Origin of the sequence: Bradyrhizobium xenonodulans (assembly GCF_027594865.1) — a bacterium.
GTDB lineage: Bacteria > Pseudomonadota > Alphaproteobacteria > Rhizobiales > Xanthobacteraceae > Bradyrhizobium > Bradyrhizobium xenonodulans.
Window position 1 is genome coordinate 1,909,054 of sequence record NZ_CP089391.1, and the last position, 13,232, is coordinate 1,922,285.

Sequence of the window (13,232 nt, forward strand, 5' to 3'; positions counted from 1 at the left end):
AACACGCGTCCCGTAGTGGTACGCGCCGTCAAGAGTTCCTTCACCATTCGCATTGACCGATTGTTTACCGCTTCAAATGAGGCGGTATTTACCAATGCGCATCATCGCCCCGTGAAAACACCTGCAATCGCTTGAGTGTGCCGCGCGCGCAACGCCGATTAACGCCCCGGCAACCTAAATTAGATACTTACGATAAAGATCGAATTGCACGGATGTACTGCGGCTCGATCCTTCGAGTGTAAGCGTAGCGTGAGCGTATCGATGTCTGTGTTGCGTAACCATCCGAAGGGCGCGCGGTTCGCGTCCTTCGGAATCGGTCTCTGCATCTTCGCATTGATGCCGAGAGAGACCGGCTATCAGGACATTTCGTCGTTGCTGGCGCGTCAGCCCGGCGTCGCCGAGCGTTGGCAGAAGCAGGTCTTCTCCGCAGCGTCCTCGATCCAGCTCGCCACCTACAGCTTTTCCCGGCCGATCGGCACCTCGGTTCCGCAGAGCGCGATGGTCCGCCTCGCGAGCCTCGACGGCCGCGACATCACCGGTGCGATCGGCCGCAATCCGGCGCTGCAGGCGCCGCCGCGTTACCAGGCCGCCGATTTTCCCAAGGTCGATCGCTCCATGAAGGGTGATCGCCTCGCAAGCGTCACACCCACGCAGGCTCCCGAAACGACCGCGCCATCCGTAGCACCGGAGAATCCCGCGACATCGAACAGCTCGGTGTTCGGCGCCAAGACTGCCGCGCTGCCACAAGCCATGTCGCCGGAGTCCGCGGCCGCGCTCGATCCCGAGCTTGCGGAAGCATTGCGCGCGCCGCCGCTGCCACAATATGCCAATCCGCCGCAAGCCAGTGACGCCGCGCGCGCGTTCGCGGTCGAGCCGCTTGAAGCGCTGAAGCAGGCGACCATTCCGGCCGCGCCGCCGCGCGATCCGTTCCGCGTCAAGACCTCGAGCCTGTTCTTCGGCAGCTCCTCGCTCGGCGGCAGCCTCGAGAGCATCGAAAGCTGGCAGCCCGGCGCCGAGCCGCTGATCGTGACGCCCGACCCTGATCTGAAGGTGACGGCCTCGCTGACGCCGCCGACGGAGGCGATCGCCAAGGACATCGAAAGCGGCGAGAGCGTCGCGCCGAAGGGCGAGGTCAACGCCGACAACCAGCGCGCCAGATCGCCGGCCGAGCGGCTCGCGCTCGACGACAAGTCGCGCGCGAAGTCCGAGAAGTGCCTCGCTGAAGCCGTCTATTTCGAATCGCGCGGCGAGGCCGTGCGCGGCCAGATGGCGGTCGCGCAGGTCGTGATGAACCGCGTGTTCTCCGGCAAATATCCCGACACCGTGTGCGGTGCGGTCTATCAGAACAAGCACCGCCATTTGGCCTGCCAGTTCACCTTCGCCTGCGACAACAATGCCGACGTCATCCGCGAGCCGGAGATGTGGGAGCGCGCCAAGAAGATTTCGAAGGCGATGCTCGACGGCCAGATCTGGTTGCCCGAGGTCGGCAAGTCCACGCACTATCACGCCTACTGGGTCCGCCCGTCCTGGGTCGCCGAGATGAAGAAGATGTACAAGACCGGCGTGCACACCTTCTATCGTCCGCGCGCCTGGGGCGACGGCAGCGAAGAACCGAGCTGGGGCACCCCGGCCCAGACCGCAGCCCTCTCCGCCGAGCTCGCGCAGGAAGCCAAGAGCTCCGCCGAGATGGGTGCGAGCGAGCGAAGGTAGGACTCTTGCCTCACCCCGCAAGAGCGGGGCGAGGGGGGCGACCGCCTCACGTCTCGATATCCAGCGCGCAGTCGAAATTCGGCGCCGAGTGCGTCAATGCGCCCGATGACGCATAGTCGACGCCGGTCGCTGCGATCGCGGCGATCGAGTCCAGCGCGACACCGCCCGACGCCTCCAGCGCAACGCGGCCCTCGTTGATCCTCACCGCCTCGCGCAGCGTTGCAAAGTCCATGTTGTCGAGCAGCACGGCATCGGCGAGCCCGGTGTCGAGCACCTCGCGCAACTGCGCCAGCGTATCGACCTCGATCTCGATCTTGACGAGATGACCGGCATGGGCGCGGGCGCGCTCCAGCACGGGGCGGATACCGCCGGCGACGGCGATGTGATTGTCTTTGATCAGGATCGCATCGTCGAGCCCGAAGCGGTGATTGAAGCCGCCGCCGCAGCGCACCGCGTATTTCTCCAGCGCCCGCAATCCCGGCGTGGTCTTTCGCGTGCAGCAGATCCGCATCTTGGTGCCTTCAGTCCGCGCGACATAGTCGGCCGTGAGCGTCGCGACGCCCGACAGGCGGCCGACGAAATTCAGCGAGGTCCGCTCCGCCGTCAGAATGCCGCGCGCAGGGCCGGAGATCGTCAGCACGTGCTGCCCACGGGCCACGCGCGCGGCGTCGCGGACATGTGCGCGCACCTCGATCTCGGGCGAGAGCTTTTGCAGCGTCGCCAGTGCCAGCGGCAGGCCGGCGATCACGCCGGACTGGCGCGCGACGAGGACGGCCTGCGCCCTGGTCGCTTCCGGGATCGTGGCCAGCGAGGTGATGTCGCCGGCGCGGCCGAGATCCTCGGCAAGCGCGCGCTGCACCGCCTCCTCGATCGCGAGCGGCGACAGGAATGCGTCGGGATGGAGCAGTGAGGTCGGGGTGATCATGGGGTTTCCTTCAGGCGATCATGGGTTGGGCGATGCGGGTGAGCGGACGCTCGCTCAGGCCTGCCGCGACCTCGCGCATTGCGGCGAGTGTGGTCATGGTTCTCTGCCTCAGCGCGGATACATCCGAGGGATGGTCGATGCGGAAATGTGCGCCGCGGCTCTCGCGCCGGCTCCACGCCGCGGCGGCGACGAGCAGGGCCGTCGTTGCCATGTTGCGAAGCGTGATGTTGTCGGCCTCGCGTTCGAGAGCGGCAAAGCTGCGCACGGCTTCCGCGAGCCCGTCGCCGTCGCGGATCACACCGACATGCGCGCTCATCATCGTGCGCAGCCGCTTCACCGCCGCAGCATCCGGTTCGCCGCCGCGCGAGGTCGCCGGCGCGTCGGCAAGCCGGGCAGGCGATGGCATTTCACGTCCGGCGATGTCGTCGGCGATGCGCGCGGCGTAGACCACGGCCTCCAGCAGCGAATTCGAGGCGAGGCGGTTGGCGCCGTGCGCCCCCGTCGACGACACCTCGCCGCCGGCCCAGAGCCCGTCGATCGAGCTGCGGCCGCGCCTGTCCACCGCGATGCCGCCCATGTGGTAATGCGCGGCCGGCGCGATCGGGATCGCCTGCGTTGCGGGATCGAGGCCGGCGGCGATGCAGCTCGCATGCACGGTCGGAAATTTCTCGGCAAAGCGCGCACCCACCGCCTGCCGTGCATCGAGGAAGGCGCCGCGGCCGGCCGCGATCTCGGCGAACACGCCGCGGGCCACGATGTCGCGCGGGGCGAGTTCGGCGAGCGGATGGCGTGCCGTCATGAAGCGCTCGCCATGGCCGTTGATCAGCGTCGCGCCTTCGCCGCGCAGGGCTTCGGTCGCGAGTGGCGCCGGATCGCGCCCGACCATGATGGCGGTCGGATGAAACTGCACGAATTCCGGGTCGGCGATGACGGCGCCGGCGCGCGCGGCGATCGCCAGGCCCGATCCGCTCGCCTCGTGCGGATTGGTCGTGACGGCGTAGAGATGGCCGATGCCGCCGGTCGCGAGCACCACCGCGCGCGCGGCGATCGTCACGGGCTTCGCTGCAAAGTTGCCGGCCTCGCGCAATTGAAGGCCGGTGACGGCGCCGTCCTCGGTGAGCAGCGCCTCGGCGACAAAACCTTCGAGCAGGCGGATCGACGGCGTCCGGCGCACGGCATCGCTCAACGCCGCGATGATCGCGGCACCCGCGCCGTCGCCGCGCACGTGCACGATGCGGCGCGCCGAATGCGCAGCTTCCCGCCCGACGGCGAGCCGGCCTTCGAGGTCGCGATCGAACGGCACGCCATAGGCGAGAAGGTCGTGGATGCGCGGCGCGGCCTCGCGTGCGATGCCAAGCGCAATGGCCTCGTCGACGATGCCGCCGCCGACCTCGATCGTATCCGCGGCATGCGCCTCCGGCGTATCGCCCTCGGCCACGGCGGCTGCGATGCCGCCCTGCGCCCAGGCGGATGAGGCGCCCTGTCCCAGCGGCGCGGCCGAGATCAGCGTCACCGGCCGCGGCGCAAGTTTCAGCGCACAAAACAGTCCGGCGAGACCGCCGCCGACGATGACGACATCGTTGGTCGCGCGGGCGAGGTTGTGGATGTTGTTTGCCATGGCTCGCTCTCAATTCTTCAGATTGATCATCCGCTCGACCGACCGCCTTGCACGTTCGGCCAGTGCAGGATCGATCGTCACTTCCTCGCGAAGCGTCAGCAGGCTCTCCAAGATGTTGGCGAGCGTGATGCGCTTCATGTGCGGGCAGAGATTGCAGGGGCGCAGCATCTCGACGTCGGGGAGTTCGGCCCGTACATTGTCGGCCATCGAGCATTCCGTGATCATCACCAGCCGTCGTGGCCTCCGCTCGCGCACCCAGTTGATCATGTGCGCGGTCGAGCCTGTGAAGTCGGCTTCCGCCAGCACGTCCGGCGGGCATTCGGGATGCGCGATGATCTGCACGGACGGATCCGCCTCGCGAAATTCGCGCAGCTCTGCGCCCGTAAAGCGCTCGTGCACCTCGCAGGCGCCTTTCCAGGCGATGATCTTCACGGCGGTCTTCGAGGCCACGTAGGTCGCCAGATAACGGTCGGGCAAGAAGATCACGCTTGGCGCGTTCAGGCTCTCGACCACCTGCACCGCGTTCGACGAGGTGCAGCAGATGTCGACCTCGGCCTTCACTTCGGCTGAGGTGTTGACGTAGGCGACCACGGGCACGCCGGGAAATTTTTCGCGGAGCAGCCGGACGTCCGCGCCGGTGATGCTGGCGGCGAGCGAGCAGCCGGCGCGCGAGTCGGGGATCAGCACCGTCTTGTCCGGGTTGAGCAGCTTGGAGGTCTCGGCCATGAAGTGCACGCCGCACTGGACGATGATGCCGGCCTTCACCTTGGTGGCCTCGACGGCGAGCTGGAGCGAGTCGCCGCCGATGTCGGCGACACAGTGGAAGATCTCCGGCGCCTGGTAATTGTGCGCGAGGATCACAGCGCCTCGCGCCTGCTTCAGCTCGTTGATCGCGTGAATCGTCGGCGCCATCAGCGGCCACTCGATCGCTGGGATCACGTGCTTGACGCGCTCGTAGAGCGGCGCAGTGGCCTTTGCGACGTCCTCCGTCCATTCCAGCGAGGGCATCGGCAGCGCGGCGGCCGTTAGCGCCGGCGCGGTGCGGGGAGAGGTGGTGATTGGGCCATGCGGCCGGTCCGTAAAGTCGTCGGGGCCGTAAATTCCAGAAATCGGCATCTAAGCCTCCCGTGAATGCTAATTATGCTCTATATGAGTATATATAGAGCCCGAGAAATCCGGCCGAGGAGGGCCGGTGGGTCTTCGCCAAGGCTTATATATACTCAATCTGAGTAAATCAAATATAACATGCCGCGCGGCAAGTCGCCAGCTCCAGTCGCACACATTCCCGTCAAGTCGCGTCTGGCGAGGCTGTGAAGCAATGCAATGCTCCCGTGCCAGCCCTTCGTGGAACGCAGTCATTTTCGGCTTGGGATTTTCATGCAATTGCATTAAACGGCTGGTCTGCGGCTGCCTATTCCGGATCCGCCAACGAGTGATGAGGAGCCCCATGTCGACTCAAGCGTGCGAGCTCGGTCCGGTTTCGCGTTCCTCCACCTGGCGGACGCCGGCGATCATCATTCTCTGCGGCTGCGCGATCGGCATGCTCGGCTTCGGCCCCCGTTCCGCGCTGGGCTTCTTCGTGCAGCCGATGAGCCACGAATTCGCCTGGGGCCGTGACGTGTTCGGTCTCGCCATCGCCGTGCAGAACCTGTTGTGGGGATTGGGCCAGCCGTTCGCCGGCGCGATTGCCGATCGCTTCGGCCTGTTCCGTGTGATGTGCGTCGGCGCTCTGCTCTATGCCGGCGGTCTCTTGCTGATGCGCTATTCCTCGACGCCGCTGTCGCTGAACTTAGGTGCGGGCGTCATGGTCGGCTTTGGTCTTGCCGGCTGCTCGTTCAATCTGGTGCTGTCGGCCTTCACCAAGCTCTTGCCGGCCGAGAAGCGCGGGCTAGCGCTCGGCGCCGGCACCGCGGCGGGCTCGTTCGGGCAATTCCTGTTCGCACCCATTGGGGTGGCGCTGATCGACAATTTCGGCTGGCAGCAAGCGCTCACCGTGTTCGGCTTCCTGATGTTGCTGATCATCCCGCTGTCGCTGGCGCTCTCGACGCCACGGGTCGCAAGCACGGCCGACGTTGCGCCTGCGGATGAGCAAACCATCACCAGGGCGCTCGCCGAAGCCTTCGGCCATCGCTCCTACGTGCTGCTGGTGCTCGGCTTCTTCACCTGCGGCTTCCAGCTCGCCTTCATCACCGTGCATCTGCCGGCGTTCCTGGTCGATCGCGGCATCTCGACGCAAACCGGCGGCTGGGTCATCGCGGCGATCGGCCTGTTCAACATCATCGGTTCCTTGAGCGTCGGCTATCTCCAGAACTCGCTGCCCAAGCGCTACATTCTCTCGACCATCTATTTCACACGCGCGCTTGCGACACTCGCCTTCATCTCGTTCCCGATCACGCCGTTCTCGGCGATCGCGTTCGGTGCGGTCTCCGGCCTGACCTGGCTGTCGACGGTGCCGCCGACCTCCGCGCTGGTGGCGCTGATGTTCGGCACGCGCTGGCTTGCGACGCTGTATGGCTTCGCCTTCGTCAGCCATCAGGTCGGCGGCTTCCTCGGCGTCTTTCTCGGCGGCATCGTGTTCGAAAAGTTCGGTTCCTATACGCCGATCTGGTGGCTCTCGATCCTGTTCGGCGTGCTTTCGGCGCTGATCAATCTTCCGATCGTGGAAAAGCCCGTGGCAAGGGCGGTTGCGCAGCCTGCCTGATCGGCTAAACATCCCCGTCAAACAAGTCAGGGAGTTCAGTCGTGGCCACATTCAAGGCGATCCGGATCGACAAGGCGGACAAGGGCACCACCGCGCAACTGGTGCAGTTCGACGACGCCGAGCTGATGGACGGCGACGTCACCGTCCGCGTGGAATGGTCGACGCTGAACTACAAGGACGGCCTTGCACTGACCGGCAAGGCGCCGGTGGTGCGCCGTTTCCCGATGATCGCCGGCATCGATTTCGCCGGAACCGTCGAATCCTCCGCGCATCCGCAATGGAAGGCGGGCGACAAGGTCGTCTGCACCGGCTGGGGCATGGGCGAGACCCATCTCGGCGCCTACGCGGAAAAGGCGCGGGTGAAGGGCGACTGGCTGGTCGCGCTGCCGCAGGGCCTGTCGGCGCGTGACGCGATGGCGATCGGCACTGCCGGCTTCACCGCAATGCTGTCGGTGCTGGCGCTGGAGAAGCACGGCATCTCACCGAAGAGCGGCCCCGTGGTGGTGACGGGCGCGGCCGGCGGCGTCGGCTCGGTCGCGACCGCCGTGCTGTCGAAGCTCGGCTACCACGTCATCGCCTCGACCGGCCGCGCCTCGGAAGCCGACTATCTGAAGGGGATCGGTGCCGCCGAGGTGATCGATCGCAACGAATTGTCGGCGGCGGCCAAGCCCATTGCCAAGGAGCGCTGGGCGGGCGGCGTCGACAGCGTCGGCTCGACCACGCTGGCGAATCTCCTGTCGATGACGAAGTACGGCGGTGCGATCGCGGCGTGCGGCCTGGCGGCCGGCTTGGACCTGCCGGCTTCTGTCGCACCCTTCATTTTGCGCGGGGTGTGCCTTCTCGGCATCGATTCCGTGATGTGCCCGATCGAGCCGCGGAAGGCTGCCTGGCAGCGCCTCACGTCGGATCTCGATCGGACAAAACTAACTGAAATCACTCATGAAATTTCGCTCGATCAGGTTTCGGAATGGGGCACGAAAATCCTGGCCGGCCAGGTCCGCGGTCGCATCGTGGTAAAAATTGTCTAACGGCGTTCAGACTTTACCAACCAAGCTGCTTCAATGTCGCCATGGTTAGTATGGTAAGCAGCGGGTAAAGAGATAAGGCATAGCCCGCTGCGGGGTTTGGTTCGGAGTAGAGCATGCTTGCGCGTATTGTGTTGGGGGCTGTCACGGCGGCAGTGACGTTTGCGCCGGCCATTGCTGGAAGCATGAACGCCGACGAGGCGCGCCGCTTCGTGGCCGGGAAGGTGTTCGCCTTCACCTGTTTCGACGGCACCCGCGGCGCAGGCCGCATCCTGGACGACCTCGGTGCCGCCGGTGCCGTGCAGTTCTCGGGCGCAGGCCCGGTGAAACATCTCCGCCTGCCCGGCAACACGCTCCAGATCCGCGGCCAGAACGTCTGCGCCTCGATCAAGGGCATTCCGTTCGAGCCCTGCTTCAACCTGGAAAAGACCGACGATCGCAGCTTCCGCGGCTCGGTCTCGGGCATGGGCTTCGCCTATTGCGACTTCCACCATCAGGGCGGCAATCAGATGCTGATGGCGCGCGCCGTCGCGCGTCCGCGTTCGCTGCGCTCCTCGGAGCACACCGGCTCGGTCGCTGCGCCCAACACCGAAGTCGCCGCGCGCGTCGAGACCCCGCGTGTCGAGAGCAGCCGGCTCGAGCCGGTGAAGTCGGAAGCGAAATCGGAACCTGCCAGGACCGAGGCTCCGCTGGAGCTGCGCCGCTCGACCCAGTGAGTTGGCTGCGCCGGACCGCCCGCGCACCTTGTCGTTGAAAGCCCCCGTCGAACGCGAAGCTGCTGTGCCGTAGTCATACGGACGGCGGCCTTCATGCGTTGGTAGCTGTTCGCCTCCAGTTTGCATGACGGCCGGGGGGCGCAAGGGTTTTACGATGTCGTTGTATTTCTTTCGCATCAGTACCGGTCGCTATTCCGGTGCCGCGGACCACCCCTACGAATTCGAGGATCGTGCCGCCGCCTGGACCGAGATGACCGAGGTCTGCGCCAATCTGCTCGGCGGCATCGCGCGCGGCCTGAAGCCGAATGCCGAGTGGCGCATGGAGCTGCTCGACGAAAACAAGAACCCGGTCTTCCGCGTCAGCCTCCTCGGCGAGAGCATTGCGCAACAGGGCGGGGCTCCTATCGCTGCGTGTGATTAACCTGTTAAGCGCGCATTCCGAGCTGGAATCCAAGGGATTTTCGAACGGATCCAGTATTTGCCCGGGAGCCGTGTTAACCAAATCGGAATGGCGAGCGCATATTTTTTGGGCAAGGGCGATCAACGCCGCGGGCGGCCGGCAATGACTCGGTTGCGCAATCCCCAGGGAAGACATGCCCATGTTGAGCCTCGTTCAGAATTTGCGGATCGGAACCAAGCTGGCGATCGCGTCGGCGTTCGGCATCGTCCTGGTCCTCGCCATGATTGCAAGTCAGCTGGTCGGAAACGGCACCGTGCGCCGGTCCAGCCAGGCGGCGTCCGAGCAGCAGGAATTGGCGCGCGACGCAATTGAATCCAAGCTCGCGGCGCGCGGCATGCAGCTTGCCGCGCGCGACATCCGCCTGGCCAACAACACAGCTGACTTGCAGAAAGCGGGCGACGCGCTGGTCGAACGCTCCGGTGACTTGGTGAAGATTGCCGACGCAATGCTCAAGGTCTCGCACGTGCCGGAAAATCGGACGAGGATAGAGAAACTCAAGAGTCTCGCGGCCGACTATCTCAAGGGCGCACAGCAGCTCGCATCCGTGCGCGGCGCAGCTCTGGCCGTCACGGGCGAGGATGCCGCTGCTCGTATCGCCAAGTTCACCGAAGAGGGAGCGCGTCTCGCCCGCGAGGTCACGCTGCCGGTCGCGCGTGAGATGGACCAGGTCGCCAATCAGGTTGCTGATGTGGCCAGGCACAGGAGCGAGGAAGAAATCGCCATCTCCGTTCAGGAGATGGCATCGAGCGAGCGTGTCGGAATGGTGGTCGGTGCGTTCGCCGCATTCGTCCTCGCCGGCTCCTGGCTGATGTCGTTCCTGACCATCGCGCGGCCGATCCGCGCGCTCACGGTGGCGATGGAAAAGCTCGCCGGCGGCGACTTTTCCGTGGTTCTGCCCGGGCTCGGCCGCAAGGACGAGGTCGGCGGCGTCGCTGCGGCGGTCGAGAAATTCAAGGTCGTGTCCGAGCAGAAGGCGCGCGAGGAGGCGGAGGTCAAGAACAGGCAGGATCAGCTTGCCGCTGCGCAGCGCAAGGCCGAGATGCGAAAGCTGGCCGACGGCTTCGAAGCCGCGATCGGTGAGATCGTCGATACCGTGTCATCGGCGGCGACCGAGCTGGAAGCTTCGGCGTCGACGCTTACATCGACTGCGGAGCGCGGGCAGGAGCTCACGACCATGGTTGCGGCCGCCTCCGAAGAGGCGTCCACCAATGTCCAGTCGGTGGCGTCCGCGACCGAGGAGCTATCCTCGTCGATCACCGAGATCAGCCGCCAGGTGCAGCAGTCGGCGCGTGTCGCCAACGAGGCGGTCGGCCAGGCGCGCGTCACGACCGAGCGCATGAGCGAACTCTCGGCAGCGGCAACGCGGATCGGCGACGTGGTCGAGCTGATCAACACCATCGCGGGCCAGACCAACCTTCTCGCACTCAACGCCACGATCGAGGCCGCGCGCGCCGGCGAGGCCGGTCGCGGCTTCGCCGTCGTCGCCTCCGAGGTCAAGGCGCTGGCCGAGCAGACGGCGAAGGCGACCGGCGAGATCGGCCAGCAGATCTCCGGCATTCAGGCGGCGACCAAGGAATCGGTGGGTGCCATTAGCACCATCAGCGATACCATCGAAAAGCTGTCGGAGATTTCTTCCACCATCGCCGCCGCCGTCGAGGAGCAGGGCGCAGCGACGCAGGAGATCTCCCGCAACGTGCAGCAGGCGGCGGAGGGCACCCATCAGGTGTCGTCCAACATCACCGACGTGCAGCGCGGCGCCAGCGAGACCGGCTCGGCGTCCTCGCAGGTGTTGGCCGCGGCGCAGTCGCTGTCCGGCGACAGCAACCGCCTCAAGCTCGAGGTTGGCAAATTCCTCGGTACCGTGCGCGCCGCCTGACGGCGGCCGATCTCACCGCACATCGACCGGCTGCAACCGCCGCGCGAGGACGCACGGCGGTTCGCATGCGTCCGCTGATATCGCGGTGCGAAGGGGTACACGGTTAACTTTCCGGAAAAGCGACGCAGTCATGATCTCCGCGATATTCCGGGTGTCCTGTCACCCTCCCTGTATTGCGTATCGATCCTGTTGGAGCACATTCAATGAGCGGCCCTTCCATTCGCCTCACTCACAAGGTCATGGCGATCGGACTGTTCGGACTGTTGGGTCTCGTCGCCTTCGGCGCGATCTACGAGATCGGCAGCCTTTCACAGGACGCCTCCCGCAGCGTAGCCAACCGGGCGCGTGCGATCGCCGACCTCAACAAGCAGCTGTCGATCGAGATGCTGGAGGCCCGGCGCAACGAGAAGAATTTCCAGCAGCGCCGCAACGAAAGCTACGCCAAGGCGCATGCCGAGCTGATCGGGCCGATCAACCGCGATTTCGACGAGGTGGAGCGGCTGATGGTGGCGGGCGGCATGAGCGCGCTGGCTGACAGGATGAAGCAGGCCCAGGAGGGCTTCAAGCGCTACGCGTCGGATTTCGGCGCATTGGTGGCGGCCGAAACCAGGCTCGGGTTGAATGAGAAGCTCGGGCTGTCCGGCTCGCTCCGCGGCGCCGTGCACGACATCGAATCCAAGCTGAAGGAGATCGACGATCCCAGATCGACGACCTGGATGCTGATGATGCGCCGGCACGAGAAGGACTTCATGCTGCGGCGCGATCCAAAATACATAGCCGAGGTGAAGAAGGCGGGGGTGGAATTCTCCAATGCGATCGAGGTCGTCGCAGTCCCGGAGGCGGTGATGAACGACATCACGGCCAAGCTCCGGAAATACCAGTCCGAGTTCGCGGCCTGGGCCGAGGCCGCACAGCAGATTGCGGCTCTCGACGCTGCCATGATGCGGACGTTCCGCGACATCGAGCCTGTGATGGTCGAGGTGCGGACCGCCGTCGACGCGATGTATGGGCAGGCCGACGCTGCGGAAGCTGCAACGCGCGACGCCGTCCGCTTCCGGATGATGGCTGCCTTCGGCATCACCGTCGTTGTGCTCTCGGTGGTCGGCTTTCTCCTCGGGCGTTCGATCTCGAAGGCGCTGTCCGGCATGGTGGGTGCGATGACGCGGCTCGCGCGCGGCGAGCTCTCGATCTCCATTCCCGGCGTCGGACGTAGGGACGAGATCGGCGAGATGGCCGGTGCGGTCGAGGTGTTCAGGGCCAACATGACCGAGGCCGAGCGGCTGCGCGCGGAGCAGGCTGAGGCGGACGCGCACGGGCGCGAACGGCGCAAGGCCGACATGCAGCGCCTCGCCGACGGCTTTGAAGGTGCGGTCGGCGAGATCATCGACACCGTCTCGTCGGCGGCAACCGAGCTCGAGGCGTCCTCCAACACGCTGACGCTGGCCGCCGAGCGCGGCAACGGGCTCGCCGGCGCGGTGGCGGCGGCCTCGGAGGAGGCGTCCGCGAACGTGCAGTCGGTGTCGTCCGCGAGCGAGGAGATGACGACGTCGATCTCCGAGATCAGCCGCCAGGTGCAGGAATCGGCGCGCGTCGCCGACGTCGCGGTGGAGCAGGCCCAGCGCACCAATGCGCGCGTTGCCGAACTGACCAAGGCGGCGGGCCGCATCGGCGACGTCGTCGAGCTGATCAACACCATCGCCAGCCAGACCAATCTGCTGGCGCTGAATGCCACGATCGAGGCGGCACGGGCGGGCGAGGCCGGCAAGGGCTTTGCGGTGGTTGCAACCGAAGTGAAGGCACTCGCCGAGCAGACCGCGAAGGCGACGGGAGAGATCAGCCAGCACATCGCCGCGATCCAGACGGCGACGCAGGACTCGGTCGGCGCGATCAAGGAGATCGGCGACACCATCGCGCGGATGTCGGAGATTTCATCGACCATCGCGGCGGCGGTGGAAGAGCAGGGCGCCGCGACCCAGGAAATCTCGCGCAACATCCAGCACGCCGCGCACGGTACCTCGGAGGTCTCCGCCAACATCGGCGACGTCCAGCGCGGCGCCGGCGAGACCGGGGCCGCCTCGGCGCAGGTGCATTCGGCCGCGCAATCGCTGTCGCGGGAAAGCACCCGGCTGAAGAGCGAGGTCGCGCGCTTTCTGGAGTCGGTGCGGGCGGCCTGAGGCCGTCAGGCGTCGGGTTCGGACCGC

At 66.0% G+C, this 13,232-nt stretch carries 10 protein-coding genes; 7 read left to right on the forward strand and 3 right to left on the reverse strand.

All coding sequences use genetic code 11. The annotated features are described in order from the left end of the window. Positions 1 to 261: 261 nt before the first annotated feature. Entirely contained in the window at positions 262 to 1,710 is a 1,449-nt protein-coding gene (locus I3J27_RS08945; RefSeq protein ID WP_270167885.1) for a cell wall hydrolase, read from the forward strand. A 46-nt stretch (positions 1,711 to 1,756) separates the two neighbouring features. On the opposite strand, the gene nadC is transcribed toward I3J27_RS08945, so the two are convergent. From nadC to nadA, 3 genes are read right to left on the reverse strand one after another with little or no spacing between them, the layout of a single operon-like run. Next, positions 1,757 to 2,635: a carboxylating nicotinate-nucleotide diphosphorylase gene (gene nadC / locus I3J27_RS08950; RefSeq protein ID WP_270167886.1), complete on the reverse strand. Its 879-nt coding sequence runs from the start codon at positions 2,633 to 2,635 to the stop codon at positions 1,757 to 1,759. Between the two features lie 10 nt (positions 2,636 to 2,645). After that, positions 2,646 to 4,253 (reverse strand): L-aspartate oxidase, encoded by a 1,608-nt coding sequence (locus I3J27_RS08955; protein WP_270167887.1) that lies wholly within the window; start codon positions 4,251 to 4,253, stop codon positions 2,646 to 2,648. Between the two features lie 9 nt (positions 4,254 to 4,262). After that, positions 4,263 to 5,369, reverse strand: coding sequence for a quinolinate synthase NadA (nadA, locus tag I3J27_RS08960; RefSeq protein ID WP_270167888.1), 1,107 nt, complete (start codon positions 5,367 to 5,369; stop codon positions 4,263 to 4,265). A gap of 331 nt (positions 5,370 to 5,700) precedes the next feature. Here nadA and I3J27_RS08965 point away from each other — a divergent pair, with 331 nt between their 5' ends. From I3J27_RS08965 to I3J27_RS08990, 6 genes are all read left to right on the forward strand, one after another. Further along, entirely contained in the window at positions 5,701 to 6,954 is a 1,254-nt protein-coding gene (locus I3J27_RS08965; RefSeq protein WP_270167889.1) for an MFS transporter, read from the forward strand. A gap of 41 nt (positions 6,955 to 6,995) precedes the next feature. Then, the gene (acuI, locus tag I3J27_RS08970) at positions 6,996 to 7,982 is read left to right on the forward strand and encodes an acrylyl-CoA reductase (NADPH) (protein WP_270167890.1); all 987 of its coding nucleotides are present in this window, start codon (positions 6,996 to 6,998) and stop codon (positions 7,980 to 7,982) included. 113 nt (positions 7,983 to 8,095) lie between these two features. Next, positions 8,096 to 8,695, forward strand: a complete 600-nt coding sequence (locus I3J27_RS08975; RefSeq protein ID WP_270167891.1) for a hypothetical protein — start codon at positions 8,096 to 8,098, stop codon at positions 8,693 to 8,695. Between the two features lie 154 nt (positions 8,696 to 8,849). Beyond that, positions 8,850 to 9,116, forward strand: coding sequence for a DUF6894 family protein (locus tag I3J27_RS08980; RefSeq protein WP_270167892.1), 267 nt, complete (start codon positions 8,850 to 8,852; stop codon positions 9,114 to 9,116). Between the two features lie 178 nt (positions 9,117 to 9,294). Beyond that, positions 9,295 to 11,031 carry a methyl-accepting chemotaxis protein gene (locus tag I3J27_RS08985; RefSeq protein WP_270167893.1) on the forward strand — a complete coding sequence of 579 codons (1,737 nt, stop codon included), beginning with the start codon at positions 9,295 to 9,297 and terminating at the stop codon, positions 11,029 to 11,031. A 203-nt stretch (positions 11,032 to 11,234) separates the two neighbouring features. Further along, positions 11,235 to 13,205 (forward strand): methyl-accepting chemotaxis protein, encoded by a 1,971-nt coding sequence (locus I3J27_RS08990; RefSeq protein WP_270167894.1) that lies wholly within the window; start codon positions 11,235 to 11,237, stop codon positions 13,203 to 13,205. Positions 13,206 to 13,232: the final 27 nt, after the last annotated feature.